This window comes from Oscillochloris sp. ZM17-4, from assembly GCF_019599295.1.
GTDB lineage: Bacteria > Chloroflexota > Chloroflexia > Chloroflexales > Chloroflexaceae > Oscillochloris.
This window is the reverse complement of sequence record NZ_JAIEWN010000006.1, coordinates 83057-96746: the sequence shown is the minus strand read 5'-3', so window position 1 is coordinate 96746 and position 13690 is coordinate 83057. Positions and strand designations below refer to the sequence as shown.

General features: G+C 69.6%; 12 protein-coding genes. 3 read left to right on the top strand and 9 right to left on the bottom strand.

The genetic code is table 11. From position 1 onward, the window contains the following. Window positions 1–5: 5 nt before the first annotated feature. Entirely contained in the window at window positions 6–854 is an 849-nt protein-coding gene (locus tag K2Z83_RS07290; RefSeq protein WP_220594515.1) for an STAS domain-containing protein, read from the bottom strand. A 197-nt stretch (window positions 855–1051) separates the two neighbouring features. Between K2Z83_RS07290 and K2Z83_RS07285 the strand changes: the two genes are divergently transcribed. Beyond that, window positions 1052–1648: a hypothetical protein gene (locus K2Z83_RS07285; protein ID WP_220594514.1), complete on the top strand. Its 597-nt coding sequence runs from the start codon at window positions 1052–1054 to the stop codon at window positions 1646–1648. Window positions 1649–1711: 63 nt separating this feature from the next. On the opposite strand, the gene K2Z83_RS07280 is transcribed toward K2Z83_RS07285, so the two are convergent. Then, window positions 1712–2689, bottom strand: a complete 978-nt coding sequence (locus K2Z83_RS07280) for an STAS domain-containing protein (RefSeq protein ID WP_220594513.1) — start codon at window positions 2687–2689, stop codon at window positions 1712–1714. Between the two features lie 178 nt (window positions 2690–2867). Between K2Z83_RS07280 and K2Z83_RS07275 the strand changes: the two genes are divergently transcribed. Together K2Z83_RS07275 and K2Z83_RS07270 are read left to right on the top strand one after the other, a co-directional pair. Continuing rightward, the gene (locus K2Z83_RS07275; protein WP_220594512.1) at window positions 2868–4136 is read left to right on the top strand and encodes a CHAT domain-containing protein; all 1269 of its coding nucleotides are present in this window, start codon (window positions 2868–2870) and stop codon (window positions 4134–4136) included. Continuing rightward, on the top strand, window positions 4106–7429 hold the full coding sequence (locus tag K2Z83_RS07270) for a WD40 repeat domain-containing protein (RefSeq protein ID WP_370650096.1): 3324 nt from the start codon (window positions 4106–4108) through the stop codon (window positions 7427–7429). Before K2Z83_RS07275 ends, K2Z83_RS07270 begins: the two co-directional genes overlap by 31 nt. A gap of 210 nt (window positions 7430–7639) precedes the next feature. Here the strand turns inward: K2Z83_RS07270 and mnhG are convergent, their stop codons facing one another. The 7 genes from mnhG to mbhE form a co-directional block, all read right to left on the bottom strand. Then, complete coding sequence (gene mnhG / locus K2Z83_RS07265; RefSeq protein WP_220594510.1) at window positions 7640–7993, bottom strand: monovalent cation/H(+) antiporter subunit G; 354 nt, start codon at window positions 7991–7993, stop codon at window positions 7640–7642. Continuing rightward, the gene (locus tag K2Z83_RS07260; protein WP_220594509.1) at window positions 7993–8262 is read right to left on the bottom strand and encodes a monovalent cation/H+ antiporter complex subunit F; all 270 of its coding nucleotides are present in this window, start codon (window positions 8260–8262) and stop codon (window positions 7993–7995) included. Before K2Z83_RS07260 ends, mnhG begins: the two co-directional genes overlap by 1 nt. Continuing rightward, complete coding sequence (locus K2Z83_RS07255; protein ID WP_220594508.1) at window positions 8259–8768, bottom strand: Na+/H+ antiporter subunit E; 510 nt, start codon at window positions 8766–8768, stop codon at window positions 8259–8261. The genes K2Z83_RS07260 and K2Z83_RS07255 overlap by 4 nt, the downstream gene beginning before the upstream one ends. Window positions 8769–8775: 7 nt before the next feature. Beyond that, window positions 8776–10293 carry a proton-conducting transporter membrane subunit gene (locus tag K2Z83_RS07250; RefSeq protein ID WP_220594507.1) on the bottom strand — a complete coding sequence of 506 codons (1518 nt, stop codon included), beginning with the start codon at window positions 10291–10293 and terminating at the stop codon, window positions 8776–8778. A gap of 77 nt (window positions 10294–10370) precedes the next feature. Next, complete coding sequence (locus K2Z83_RS07245) at window positions 10371–10709, bottom strand: Na+/H+ antiporter subunit C (protein WP_220594506.1); 339 nt, start codon at window positions 10707–10709, stop codon at window positions 10371–10373. A gap of 72 nt (window positions 10710–10781) precedes the next feature. Next, window positions 10782–11249 (bottom strand): Na+/H+ antiporter subunit B, encoded by a 468-nt coding sequence (locus K2Z83_RS07240; RefSeq protein ID WP_220594505.1) that lies wholly within the window; start codon window positions 11247–11249, stop codon window positions 10782–10784. 3 nt (window positions 11250–11252) lie between these two features. Continuing rightward, complete coding sequence (mbhE, locus tag K2Z83_RS07235) at window positions 11253–13646, bottom strand: hydrogen gas-evolving membrane-bound hydrogenase subunit E (RefSeq protein WP_220594504.1); 2394 nt, start codon at window positions 13644–13646, stop codon at window positions 11253–11255. Window positions 13647–13690: the final 44 nt, after the last annotated feature.

Here is a 13690-nt window from a genome sequence, read left to right as displayed (position 1 = left end):
TGTCCCTACTCGATGGCGACGATACGCAGCCGCTGCTGGGCGAAGGCCCAGGCGATGCCGGCCTGGAGGTTGGCCAGCGTCTTCAGCTTGCTCAGATCGACCCCCAGCTGCACCAGAGTCTGCGCAATCTCGGGGCTAATGCCGACAAGGGCCACGTCGCAGCCGAGCAGCTGGCTGGCGCGCGCGGTCTGCACCAGGTGCTGCGCCACCTGCGTATCGACCATCGGCACGCCGGTGATATCGAGGATGATACAGCTGGCCTGCCGCTCAGCGATCGCGGTCAGCAGGCCCTCGGTGATGTTCATCGCCCGCCGGCTGTCGATCGCGCCGATCAGCGGGAGGGTCAGGATGCCCTGCCAGATCTGGATCACCGGGTTCGAGAGCGTCTCGATGATCATGCGCTGGCTGGCGATCTCCTCCTGGGCCTTGTCGGCGCTCTGGCGCTGCAAGATCTCGCTAGAGACATCGCGCAAGATGGCGATCAGGTGCGTCACCTCGCCGCTTGCGGCCCGCATCGGGAAGTAGGATGCCTCGATCCAGACCGGGGCGGTGGCGGCGGATTGCAGGCCAGTCGCGGTGCCGTCGTAGGAGTGGGGGGGGAGCACCACTGTCTCGCCCTGCATCACTCTGCGGAACATCTCGCCGCTCCCCTGTGACGCCAGCTGCGGGTCGGTGACCATATTGAAGTGGCCGACCCACTCCTCGCGGCGGAGACCCCAGAGCTTGGCTTGGGCCTCGTTCATGGCAACTTGCAGTCCGGTTGAATCGTAAGCGCTGACCGCAATCGGCAGTTGCTCGAAGATGTCGGCGAATGCGGTGATAGGCAGTTGATGGAGATCATCTTGAGCGCTCATGCGACAGATCCTTCATCCTATTCTGAGTGATGACATATGAGCATACGAATATTTACTAGTATAGCCGCAAATTTATGCACGAGCAAAGGAAAAAGGGCAGTAATTCAGCAATCCTGGCCAGCGGTGTGCAACATGCGCCTATGGCTTCTCGTCGTAGATGATAGCGGATCGTGTGTGATGAGAGCGGAGGAGCGAAGATGCAGACCGACTATACGGATCAGGACACCGAGCGTGCGCGGCAGGCCGAGCGATCATCTGCCGGCGTGCAGACTCAGCAGCTTCAGATGCCCAGCGGCGCGGGCTACGCCCCGGCGGGGCAGATCGGCGCCGCCCCGGCGCAGCGCGCCAACCCTCTGGCGCTTGGCATGATCGGGCTGGGCGTGCTGCTGCTGCTGTCCCGCGGGGCGACCGCGCCGATGGAGCTCACCGGCGGCATGGTCCTGCTGACGATCTCCTCGTGCTTTTTCTTCTTCGGCCTCTGGAAGCGCCTCTACGGCCTGATCATCCCCGCCTGCATCCTGGCCGGGCTGAGCGTCGGCGTCACCTTCGCCAACCTGACCGCTGGTGTCTCTGTGCTCTGGGGCCTGTCTCTCGGCTTCCTGGGCGTCTTCGCCCTGGGCCGCGGCCTCTTCGGGAAGCGCACCCAGTGGCCGATCTACCCGGCGGTGCCGCTCTTCGCCGTGGGGCTGATCGTGGCGGCCGCCAACCTGCCCTCGATCCTTGGCCTCGGCATGATCTGGGGGCCGCTGCTGCTGATCGGCGCCGGGCTCTACCTGGGCTGGTTCCGCCGGTAACGGACCCTGGTACGATTGCAGATTGCAGATTGCAGATTGCAGATTGGGCAAAGCGCGCTCAGGCTATGCCATCTCGGGCTGGATCCCGACCAGCATCGCCTGTATGCCCATGAGGCGGCAGCTATCGACGGTGGCCATCAGCGCCTGGGCGGTGGCCGTATCGAAGGCGGCGAGCCCGGTGACATCTAGGATCAGCACGCGCGTATGGCGGCGGGCGATCTGCTCCAGCAGCCCCCCGGCCAGCGCGGCCAGCCGCTCCTGGTGAAACGAGCCGACCAGCGGCGCCACCACGACCTCATCGCTGATCGGGATGATCGGAGCGGCCAGGGCATCCACCGTGCGCAGCAGCTCCTGGTTGAGGGTCTGCTCGTCGCGCAGCTGCGCCTCGCGCAGGTGGATCTGATCGAGGCTGGCGCGCAGCTCCTGGTTGAGCTGCCCCTGCTGGTCGAGCAGCACCTGGTTCTCGGCGAGCTGCCGCTCGCGCGCCGCGCCGAGCCGCGAGACCGCCTCGTACGAGCGCTGCTCATCAGCGGTGATCACCGAGATAATCGAGGACATCATGATCATCACCAGGATCTGGATGCCGAGGTTGAACCAGAGCAGATCGGGCCGCACCATGAGCTCGACGGGGATGACCCCGCTGATCTGGAGCCAGGCGCTGGTGACCAGGATGGCGAGGGTGATGACCACTACGATGGCCGTCGAGCGCAGGTTGCGCAGGATCAGGGCGACGACAAGCGGCCAGATCTGGTAGAGCGTCCAGGTGGAGCCGCTGAGCGTGCCGCTGAGCGGGTCGACGATCACCAGGAGGACGATCATGGTCATGATGTTGGCGTAGATGATCGGCTCGATGATCGCGCTCTGGCGCAGCCAGTAGATGGCGCCTGCGGCCAGCATGCCGATCCCGCAGAGCGCAACGAAGAGCAGGAGCAGGTGAGGGAAGACCAGGGTGCCGAGGATGAGGATGAGCGACAGGATGCCGAGCTCAACGAAGGCGAGAGCCTGGATACGGAATGCAGTACGGTCGAGGGAGTTGTGCATAGTTGCGGCAGCAGGTCATGTAGGGCGGCGCACGCTCCAGATCTGCGGGCGCGGCCCCGCACGTGCCATACGGTGCCTGCCGCATTCCATCGCCATCATACCATACCCGCCGTGATGATAGCACGCCCCAGGGGCGTGCTATCATCACTTCATCCAGAGCAGCACAGCGGGAGCACGCATGCACACATTTGAGATCACCATCCAGCGCCAGGGCGAGGGCGAGGGGGCCTGCCCGGTGATAGCCGAGGAGCGCCGCGACGGCGGGCAGCTGCCCATCCGCGTCGAGGGCGCGCTGCGCCTAGACCAGAACGAGCTGCTGGCGATCGAGGGCGACGTGGCGGCCTACGGGCAGGCCCTGGGCGCGGCCCTGTTCGGCGGCGCCGTGCGCGACGCCTTCGTCGAGGCGCTGGCCCGCGCGGACGCCACGCTGCGCGTCCTGCTCTTCATCGAGGATGTGCCCATGCGCGGCCTGCGCTGGGAGCGGCTCTACGCGCCGATCGACGGCGGCTGGAAGCTGCTCGCCACCTTCCAGCGCGCCCCCTTCTCGCGCTATATGCCCAGCCTGACCGACCGGCGCTTCCCGCCGATCGGCCGGCGCGACCTACGCGCGCTGATCGTGGTCGCCAGCCCCGCCCCCGGCAATCGCTTCCAGCTGGCGCCCTTCGACGTGGCCGCCTCCACCGCCGGCGTCCGCGAGTCGCTCGGCCCCATCCCGTCCACCCTGCTGGCCGACATCGACGGTGCCGATGGGCCGCCCACGCTCGATGAGATCTGCGCCCGCATCACCGCCGAGCCCACCACCATCCTGCACCTCGTCTGCCACGGCCGCGTGCTCAAGGGCGGCGACCTGGTGCTCTTTCTTGCCGGCGCCGACGGCCCCAGCAGCGTGGAGGCCGTGACCGGGACCCGGCTTATCGAGCGGCTGAGCAGCCTGGATGGCGCCCGCGGCCTGCCCCACTTCGCCTTCCTGTCGACCTGTGAGAGCGCCAGCCCCGATGCCGACGAGGCCATGGGCGGCCTGGGCCAGCGCCTGGTGCGCGAGCTGGGCATGCCCGCCGTGGTGGCGATGACCGACAAGGTGAGCGTCGTCACCGCCACCGCGCTGTCGGCGGCGATCTACCTGCGGCTGCGCGAGCACGGCGAGCCGGACCGGGCGCTGGTCGAGGGGGCGGTGCGCCTGGCCGAGCGCGGCGACGCGATGGTGCCGGTGCTGTTCAGCCGGCTGGGCGGGCTGCCGCTGTTCAGCGACACGCTGGATCGCGCGCTGACCCCGGCCGAGCTGCGCGCCGGACTCGACGCGCTGGAGCTGCTGCTGCCCGCGCGCGCGCCGACGCTGGCGGACGAGCTCGGCGAGGCTTTGAGGAGGTCTTCACCCTTTGCAAAGACGAGGATGACCGCCGGGCCTTCTTCGACGAGCTGCTGCGCCAGGTCGGCCCGCTCATGGTGATCATCACCCTTCGCGCCGACTTCCTGGGCGAGGTGGCGCCCTACCCTGCGCTGCGCGATATGGTGACGGCCCGCCAGGAGCTGATCGCCCCGATGACCCCCGAGGAGCTGCGGCGGGCCATGGAGCGCCAGGCCGCCGCCGTGGGCCTGCGCTTCGAGGCCGATCTGGGCGGCCAGATCCTCGACGACGTGCGCGATGAGCCGGGGGCCATGCCGCTGCTCCAGCACGCCCTCCAGGAGCTCTGGCAGCGACGGCGCGGCTCCTGGCTGCGCGCGGCCGAGTACCGGGAGATCGGCGGCATCCAGCAGGCGATCGCCCATAGCGCCGACCAGATCTACGACAAGGCCTCGCCCGAGGACAAGGAGCGCCTGCGCGCGATCTTTGTGCGGCTGACCCGCCTGGACGCCGAGCGGGCCGAGGGCGCGCAGCGCGACACTCGCCAGCGGGTGGTCCTGGCCGATCTGGTGCCCGCCGGGGCCGACCCGACGCCCACCCGCGCATTGGTCGGCCGCATGGCCGACGCCCGCCTGCTAGTGACGGGCATCGGCCCCGGCGGCGAGGAGACGGCCGAGGTCGCCCACGAGGCGCTGATCCGCGGCTGGCCGCGTCTGCGGGCCTGGCTGAGCGAGGACCGCCAGGGTCTGCTGCTGCGCGAGGCGATCCACAGCGCGGCCCGCGAGTGGGCGGCCGGCGGCCAGGACGAGGACTTCCTCTTCCGGGGCACCCGCCTGGACGAGGCCGTGGCCCTGGCGGCGCTGGCGCGCTTCGCGCTGAACGCCCAGGAGCAGCAGTTCCTCGATGCGGCGACGGCCCTGCGCGCGCGTGAGGCCGCCGGGCGCGAGGCCGCCCGCGAGCGCGAGCTCCAGGCGGCACGGGATCTGGCCAACGAGCAGCAGCGCCGCGCCGACGAGGCCGCCGCCGCCGCCGCCCGCCAGCGCCAGCTCTCGCGCGTTATGGCCGGGATCGCCGCCGTGGCCGCCGTGGCCGCCATCGCCGCCCTGGGCTTCTGGGGCCAGGCCAACTACCAGCAGGGCCGGTCGGACCTGAACGCCCAGCAGGCCCAGACGGCCGCCGCCGAGGCCCAGGCCCAGAAGTCCACCGCCGAGGTGGCCAACGATCTGGCCCAGGCCCAGAAGGCGACCGCCGAGGTCGCCAACGATCTGGCCCAGGCCCAGCAGCAGACCGCCGTAGCCGCCAGCGACCTGGCAAGGAGTAACGCCCTTGAGGCGGCCGCCCAGGCGGCTATGAGCGCGGGCAACCTCAGCGAGGCAATCGCGATCGACCGTGAGCGCGCCACGCGCAGCGGCGACAACACCGAGGCCCTGCGCGACCTGAGCCAGGTGGCCTACCCGCCAGGCGTGCGCACGCAGATCAACCTCAGCCAGGAGAAGGCGGGCACCTTTATCTACACGCTGGCGCTCAGCCCTGACGGCAAGCTGGCGGCCACCGGCAGCGGTGATGGCGTCCTGGCGATCTGGAACCTGAGCGACGGCAGCCTGGCGAGTACGAGCGCCGGAGGCGAGGCTGACGCCATCAACAGCCTGGCCTTCAGCCCCGATGGCAGAAGCCTGGCGGTGGCTCGCGCACGGCGCGGCGTGACGATCCAGACCCTCGGCAGCGAGCGCGACCTGGGCAGCACCACGGGCGGCTCCCAGGCGCTCGCGGTGGCCTATAGCCCGAACAGCACCTCGCTCGCTGTCGTGACTGAGGGCGGCCAGGTGCAGATCTGGGACACGGCCAGCCTCCAGATCACCGCCACGATCACCGGCCAGGGGCCGATCAGCAGCGTGGCCTTCAGCCCCACCGGGCCAGACCTGCTCACCGGCGACCTGAATGGCACCGCGACGCTGTGGGATCTTACGAGCCAGACGCCGATCGTGCGCTTCGACGGCGGGCAGAACGGCGGCAGCCGCAATGAGCAGGGCGAGCGGGTGCGCCACAGCGACCAGATCACCAGCGTGGCCTTCAGCCCGAATGGCAGCCTGGCGATCACCGGCTCGGCCGATCAGACGATCGGGATCTGGGACGTGGGCCGACGTGACCCGGCGGCGATCGGCTTCCTCACAGGCCACACGGCAACGGTTAAAAGTGTGCAGTTCAGCGATGATGGACAGCAGATCATCTCGGCCTCGGATGACGGCACCGTGCGGCTGTGGAGCCAGCTCAGCCTGGGCGAGCAGCTGCGCCTAGAGGCCCACAGCTCCGGCGCCTACCTGGCCCTGTTCCGGCCGCAGAGCAGCCCGCTCCAGGCGGTGTCGCTGGGCTACGACGACGTCGGCCCCGCCCTGCGGCTATGGGACCTCACCGACGGCCGCGAGGTCGCCCGCATCTACGCCTCAGGCGCGGTCGACACGGTCGCCCTGAGCGATAACGGCGCGCTGGGCCTGCTGGCATCCTCCGAAGGCGTGGTGTCGGTCAGCATCGGTGTCTCGGGCACCCAGACGCTCCAGAGCCTCTCCATCGATAACCCGGCCCTGCCGGCGGTGGCGGCGCTGAGCGGCGATGGCAGCCTAGCCGCAGTGGGCGGCGCCGACGGCACGATCACGCTCTGGAACCCGCGCTCGGGAGAGACGCTGGGCACGCTGGAGGGCCACAGCGATAAGATCCTGAGCCTGGCCTTTGACGCCAGCGGCGCGCGGCTGGCCTCGGGGGGGCTCGACAAGCAGCTGAAGATCTGGGATGTAGCCACTCGGAGCCAGAGTCGGTCGGTCGACCTGACCGCCCCGGATGACCCGAGCATCCCGGCGGTGCTTGAGTCGGTGGCGTGGAGCCGCGACGGCAGCCAGCTGCTGATGGGCACGAGCGAAGGTGTGCTGCGCTGGGATGTGGCCCAGGGACAGGCCCACATTGGGGATAGCTGGCCAAGGACATCGACCCTGGCGGTGGCATGGAACCAGGATGGCAGCATGTTCGCCGTAGGCTCAAGCAACAATGTCGTGTGGGTGTTCGACGCGAGCAGCGACGAGGAGCTACACTCCTTCACCCACCGCGGGCCGGTGGTGGGGGTCGCCTTCTCCACAGACGGCACGCAGGTCATCTCGGCGGCGACCGACCGCCGGATCTCGCTCTGGGATCTGGACAGCAACGCCGAGGCGCAGTTTATCGACATCACCGATGGGACGATCACGAGCCTGGCGATCGACCGCGACTCGGGCGACATCCTGATCGGCAGCGGCAGCGGGGAGGCGCGGATCTGGCGCTTCGACAGCCTGGACGCGCTGCTCGGCTGGGTCGCGGCGAACCGCTACGCGCCGGAGCTCACCGACGAGCTGCGCGCGCAGCTCGGGCTGTAGCGCCGGGGCTGCGCGCCCCATGCGCATCAACGTTAGGGCTGCCGCCCTAAAACCCGACGTTGTTTTGGCCAACATGGCCAGCTTCGCTGGCCATGTTGGCCAAAACAACAAGGAATTCCGAGAAGCTGGGGCTTACGTTGATGCGCATGGGCGTAGCGCCCCCAGCGGGGGTCCCGGGGGCTGGCCCCCGGGGCGCAGCACGCTGCGTCCCTACCGCAGCCGCTTGCTCTCGCGGTCGTAGGCGCCCTCCAGGTCGTTCGGCCGGGTCGCCGGGATCGGCCGCACGCCGGTGATGAAGGCCGCCCGGTCGAGCATATGCGTAGCCACCGGCGCCGTGAGGAAGAAGAAGGCCACCAGGGCGAGCATCTTCACGCCGGTGAGCAGGTCGGCGAAGGAGACGGCCACGCCCAGCAGCACCCCGGCCACGCCGAGGGTGCCGGCCTTGCCGACCGCGTGGACGCGGGTGTAGAGGTCGGGCATGCGGATGATGCCCACCGATGAGATCAGGGTGAACAGCACGCCCACGGCGGTCAGGGCCACGGCGAGTATCTCGATAAGGGTCATCAGCTGCCCCCCTCCTCGATGTAGCGGGCCAGGGCCACCGTGCCCAGGAAGCCCAGCACGGCGACGACGATCACCGCGTCGATCAGGATGGACTCGTCGGTCAGCGCGGCGGTGATCGCGCCGATGCCCACCACGTGGATCATGACCATGTCGAAGGCCACCGCCCGGTCGGGGATGCTCGGGCCGATCAGCAGGCGGGCCATGGTCAGCACCAGCGAGATCACCAGCACCGCCAGCAGGCCGCCCATCAGGGTCGCGAACAGGCTCATGGGAAGATCTCCATCACGCGGCGCTCGAACTCGTCCTTGATCTCGGAGCGCAGGGCCGCCACATCGCGCACGTCCATCGCGTGGATATACATTGTCTGCCGGTCGCTCGACACGTCTAGGGCCACCGTGCCGGGGGTGATCGTCACCACGATCGCCAGCAGGGTGATCCCGGCGTCGCTGCGCACGTCCAGCGGCACGCCGACGATCCCCGGCCGGAAGTCGTGGCGCGGGCTCAGCACGATCCGGGCCACCTCCAGGTTCGAGCGCACGATCGCCACGATCACAAACCAGATGAAGCCGAGCACGCGCAGGGTGAAGGCCACGTAGCCGACGTGGGCCCGCCCGGCGGCCGGGCTGGGCGCGGGCGACCCCTGCCAGCGCAGGGCGCCCTCGCTCAGGCCGATGATCGCGAAGCCGACGCCCATGCCCACCACGAAGTCGGGCCAGGTGAAGGAGGTCTGGAGCACCATCCAGACGATGGCGAGCATCAGGTTTAGGACAAGCATAGGGGCCTCACTTCATCAGATCCGACACGGCCGCCTCGCAGCCGCCCGCCCCGCAGACGGCCTGCGCGTAGCCGCTCAGGTCGAGGGCCTGCGCGCCGGCCTGCGCGCTCAGCGCGGAGATCGGGCCTGCGCCGACGCCGATCGCCAGGCTCAGCAGCACCAGCAGCGCGCCGGGGAGCAGCAGGCCCAGCGGCACCCGCGGCAGCTTGCTCATATCCTCGTAGGACTTCTTCCAGAACACCTCGTTCCAGATCTTCAGCATGGAGAAGAAGGTCAGCAGGCTGACGCCGGCGGCCACCCCGGTGATCAGGAGCTGGCCCTGGGCCACGCCGGCCTGGAGCAGGGCCAGCTTGCCGAAGAAGCCGCTCATGGGCGGGATGCCGGCCAGCGAGAGGATGCCCAGGAACCAGAAGGTCGCCAGGGCCGGCTCGCGGCGGGCCATGCCGCCCAGCTTCTTCAGGTCGCCCGTGCCGGCCACCTGCTCGACGGCCCCGCCCAGGAAGAACAGCGCCGCCTTGACGATCATCACGTGGGTGGTGAAGAGCAGGCCGGCGGCCAGCCCGGCCGCGCTGGCCAGCCCCAGCCCCATGATGCTGTAGCCGATCTGGCTGACGATGTGGAACGAGAGGATGCGCCGGATGTTCATCTGGGCCATGGCCCCGATCACCCCGACCACCATGGTGACGCCGGCCAGGGCCAGGATGAGCGGCGCGATCAGGGCTAGCTCGCCCGGCAGGACGATGCCGAAGACCCGGTAGAGCGCGTAGACGCCGACCTTGGTCATCAGGCCGCTAAAGATCGCCGTCACGGCGGGCGGCGGGGTGTGGTAGCTGTCGGGCAGCCAGAAGAACAGCGGCGCGATAGCGGCCTTGCTGCCGAAGGCGAAGAGGAACAGCCCGGCGATCGCCGTGCTCAGGCCGGGCTGGCGCAGGGCGGCCATGCGCTCGCCCAGGTGGGCCATGTTCAGGGTGCCCGCCAGCCCGTAGATCAGGCCGCAGCCGATCAGGAAGGCCGTGCTGCCGAACAGGTTGAGCACCACATACTTCAGGCCGCCGACCAGCTGGGCGCGCGTGCCGCCCAGGGTGATCAGCCCGAACGAGGCCATCAGCAGCACCTCGAACCACACATAGAGGTTGAACAGGTCCCCGGTGAGGAAGGCCCCGCTGACGCCGAGCAGCAGCAGCAGCAGCAGCGGCTCGTAGAAGGGCGAGTCGTAGATCGGCCCCGTGCTGGCCCGGCCGTAGAGCAGCGTGCCCAGCATCAGCAGCGCCGCGACGAGCAGCATCGTCGCGCCGAGGGCGTCGGCCACCAGCGAGATGCCGAAGGGAGCCGGCCAGCCCGAGGCCTGGGCGACCAGGCGCCCGCCCGAGATCACCAGCCAGAGCAGCCAGCCGCCGTAGCCGACGTTGAACAGCACGCTCGCCAGGACGGCCGCGCGGGCCAGGGGCCGCCGCTGGCCCAGCAGCACCGCCAGGGCCGCCCCGAAGATCGGCACGATGAACGGGAGAAAGAGATGGTTTGCCATAGATCACCTGTAGGGCCACAGCAGCGCGGCCCATGTCATCGGGGCCTCGCAGCGCAACAGGGCGCGCTGCTGCGGCCCTACTCAATCATATCGTCCAGGTCGTCCGAGCCGACGGCCTGGTTGGCCCGGTAGGCCAGGGCCAGGACGAAGGCCATGATGCCGAAGCTGATCACGATCGCCGTCAGGATGAGCGCCTGCACCAGTGGGTCGGCCACGTTGGCCGGCGGCAGGCCGGCGTCGTCCACGATCGGCGGCGCGCCCCGGCGCACCCCGTCGCCCATGGTGAAGATCAGCAGGTTGACCCCGTGGCTGAGCAGGAGCAGCCCCAGGATGAGCTTGACCACGCTGCGCCGCAGCATCAGGTAGATCGCCCCGGCGAACAGGCAGCCAATGGTTATCGCGAGGATTAAGACCATGACAGTATCTCTTGGTCTGTTGGCGAGCATGGCCAGCGAAGCTGGCCATGCTCGCCAACAGACCATACGCTTTTACGCCCGCGGCGCGCCCTCGTCCCTGGCCGGCCCCCGCTCCATGGGGAAGAGCAGCGGCTCCTCGGAGAGCAGCAGGGCGATCTGCGTCGTCACCCCGATCACCGTCAGGAAGACGCCCACGTCGAAGAGCACCGGCGTGCCGATCTTGCCCACGCCCGGGATGGGCTCGGGGAGCCAGAGGGCGGTCAGGAAGGGCTGTCCGCCGAGCAGCGCCGGCAGGCCCCAGCTCGCCGCGAAGATCACGCCGACGGCGGCCATGGCCAGGTAGTTGGCCGGCAGCACGCGGCGGGCGAAGGTCGGCCCAAAGGCCACCATCTGCAAGATCACCGCGCAGGAGGCCACCAGCCCGCCGATGAAGCCGCCGCCGGGCAGGTTGTGGCCGCGCAGCAGCATGAACACCGAGAGCAGCAGCAGGATCGGCAGCATCAGCCGGGACACGCTGCGCAGGATGACGGAGTCGTACATGAGCTATGCGCCCTCCTTCTGCCCCCCCTCTCCCCTGCTGGGAGAGGGGGCTGGGGGGGGAGGGGAAGCCCGCCGCATCCGCAGCAGGCCGTAGATCCCGAGCAGCGCGGTGAGCAGCACCGTGATCTCGCCCAGCGTGTCGAAGCCGCGGAAGTCCACCAGGATCACATTCACCACATTGTGGCCCTTGCCCTTCTCCAGGCTGTTCTCCAGGAAGTAGGGCGCGATCGAGCCGAAGGCGTCGCTGCCGGCGGTGGCCAGCACCAGGCCGGTCATCAGCAGGCCCACCAGCGCGGCCATGGCCGCGTCGCGCGCGCGCGCCCATGGCGACGAGAGGATCTCGAAGCGGGCCGGCAGCACCGAGAAGACCAGCAGCAGGAAGACCGTAGAGAGCACCTCGATCAGCAGCTGGGTCAGGGCCAGGTCCGGCGCGCTGAAGAGGATGAAGAAGAGCGAGACCATCGCGCCCACCACGCCCACGGCGATGATCGCGCCGACCCGCGAGCGGGCTCTGATCGTGGCCACGATCGCCACCGGGATGAGCGCGGCGGCGAAGACCTCGTAGGGCTGCAGCTGCGGGTCGGGGGTGATCGGGATGGCGCTGGCCGCGCCGTAGATCGCCAGGGGGATGCCCACGGCGCAGAGGAAGGCGGCGGTGGTGTACAGGATGTAGCGGCGCAGCTGGCCGGCCTGGATGGCGGCGGTGAAGGCCGTCGCCCCGGCGAGCATGGCGTCGGTCAGCCGGTCGAACAGCCTGGCCCCGTCGGCCCAGGCCGGCAGGGGCGAGGGCAGGGCGGCCAGCCGCCGCTCGAAGCGAGCCAGCAGGGCGCCGCCGAGGATGGCCGCCGCGCTCACGCCCAGGGCCACGTTCAGCCCGTGCCAGAGGGCCAGCTCCAGCTCCAGCTCCTTGCCGTAGACCGCCGAGGCGGCCGGGGCCAGCAGCTGCGAGACGAGGGGCAGCAGGCCGAGCGGCAGCAGCAGCGAGAGCGCCGCCGGGACCGCCGGGGCGGCCAGCATCCCCAGGTGCGGGTCGAACACATGGTGCTGGAGCACATCGGGCGAGGGCTGGCCCAGGAAGGCGCCCTTGAACAGGCGCCAGGCGGCCACGATGTAGCCCACCGCGCCGACGACGATCGCCGCCAGGGCCGCGTAGCGCCAGGGCGCATCCAGCGGGCTCTGGAGGGCCGCCTCGATCATGATCTCCTTGCCCACAAAGCCGAAGAAGACCGGGATGCCCATCTGCGAGAGCAGGGCCAGGGCGGTGAAGGCGGCCGTGCCCGGCATAAAGCGGCGCAGCCCGCCCAGCCGGTTCAGGTCGCGCGTGCCCGTCTCGTGGTCGATGATCCCGGCGATCATGAACAGCGCGGACTTGTAGAGCGCGTGGGCCAGGATGTTGACCGCCAGGGCCTCGGCGGCGTACTTGCCGCCGAGGCCGATCAGCATCACCAGCCCGCCGAGCATGCTCAGGGTGGTGTAGGCCAGCAGAGCTTTTATGTCAAGCTTACGAGTCGCCACCAGCGCGCCGAAGGCGAAGGTGAAGCCGCCCACCAGCACCAGCGTGCCGCTCCAGAGCGGCGTGCCGCCCAGGCCGGGGGCCAGGCGGGCCAGCAGGTAGATCCCGGCCTTGACCATGGTGGCCGAGTGCAGGAAGGCCGACGCCGGCGTGGGGGCCTGCATCGCGCCGGGCAGCCAGAAGTGGAAGGGGAACTGCGCCGACTTGGTGAAGGCGCCCAGGAAGACCAGGATCATCGCCGGGGCGTAGAGCGGCCCGGCCTTGATCGCCTCGCCCGCGCCGATGATCGCCTCGAAGGTGTAGGCCTCGCCCGGAGGGACGCCCGCCCGCCGGGCCGCCTCGCCGAGCAGCAGCAGGCCCACCAGCAGGGCCAGCCCGCCCCCCGCTGTGATCAGCAGCGACTGCTGCGCGCCGCGCCGGGCGTCCGGGTAGTCGTGCTTATAGCCGATCAGCAGGTAGGAGGTGACCGAGGTCAGCTCCCAGAAGAGGAACATCGTCAGCACATTGCCGGCCAGCACCAGGCCGAGCATCGCGCCCATGAACAGGATCAGGTAGACGAAAAACCGGCCCAGGCCGGGGTCGCTCTGCATATAGTGGCCAGCGTAGCCGAAGATCAGCGCGCCAATGCCGCTGATCACTAGGCCGAAGAGCAGGCTCAGGCCGTCGAGCGTAAAGCGCAGCTCCACGCCCATCGCGGGCGCCCAGGGGATGGCCTGGGTGATGTGGGCCTCGCCCGCCACCGCCGGGAGCTGGGACAGCAGCAGGGCGAAGATGGCCGCCGGGAGCAGGGCCAGCCCCCAGCCCACCAGGGGCCGTGGCCCGCGTCTGGCGAGCAGCCCGAGCGGCGCGGCGGCCAGCGTGATCAGCACGATTGAAGCGAGCATCCCTCTCCCTTATCATCAGCCGGCGTCAGCTTGTGGAGTATACT

Excerpts from the sequence above, each read along its gene's own strand:
- K2Z83_RS07240 (WP_220594505.1), bottom strand. The coding sequence starts at position 11,249 with ATGTACGACTCCGTCATCCTGCGCAGCGTGTCCCGGCTGATGCTGCCG.
- K2Z83_RS07280 (WP_220594513.1), bottom strand. The coding sequence starts at position 2,689 with ATGCACAACTCCCTCGACCGTACTGCATTCCGTATCCAGGCTCTCGCC.
- K2Z83_RS07250 (WP_220594507.1), bottom strand. The coding sequence starts at position 10,293 with ATGGCAAACCATCTCTTTCTCCCGTTCATCGTGCCGATCTTCGGGGCG.
- K2Z83_RS07255 (WP_220594508.1), bottom strand. The coding sequence starts at position 8,768 with ATGCTTGTCCTAAACCTGATGCTCGCCATCGTCTGGATGGTGCTCCAG.
- K2Z83_RS07260 (WP_220594509.1), bottom strand. The coding sequence starts at position 8,262 with ATGAGCCTGTTCGCGACCCTGATGGGCGGCCTGCTGGCGGTGCTGGTG.
- K2Z83_RS07290 (WP_220594515.1), bottom strand. The coding sequence starts at position 854 with ATGAGCGCTCAAGATGATCTCCATCAACTGCCTATCACCGCATTCGCC.
- K2Z83_RS07275 (WP_220594512.1), top strand. The coding sequence starts at position 2,868 with ATGCACACATTTGAGATCACCATCCAGCGCCAGGGCGAGGGCGAGGGG.
- K2Z83_RS07285 (WP_220594514.1), top strand. The coding sequence starts at position 1,052 with ATGCAGACCGACTATACGGATCAGGACACCGAGCGTGCGCGGCAGGCC.
- K2Z83_RS07245 (WP_220594506.1), bottom strand. The coding sequence starts at position 10,709 with ATGGTCTTAATCCTCGCGATAACCATTGGCTGCCTGTTCGCCGGGGCG.
- mbhE (WP_220594504.1), bottom strand. The coding sequence starts at position 13,646 with ATGCTCGCTTCAATCGTGCTGATCACGCTGGCCGCCGCGCCGCTCGGG.
- mnhG (WP_220594510.1), bottom strand. The coding sequence starts at position 7,993 with ATGACCCTTATCGAGATACTCGCCGTGGCCCTGACCGCCGTGGGCGTG.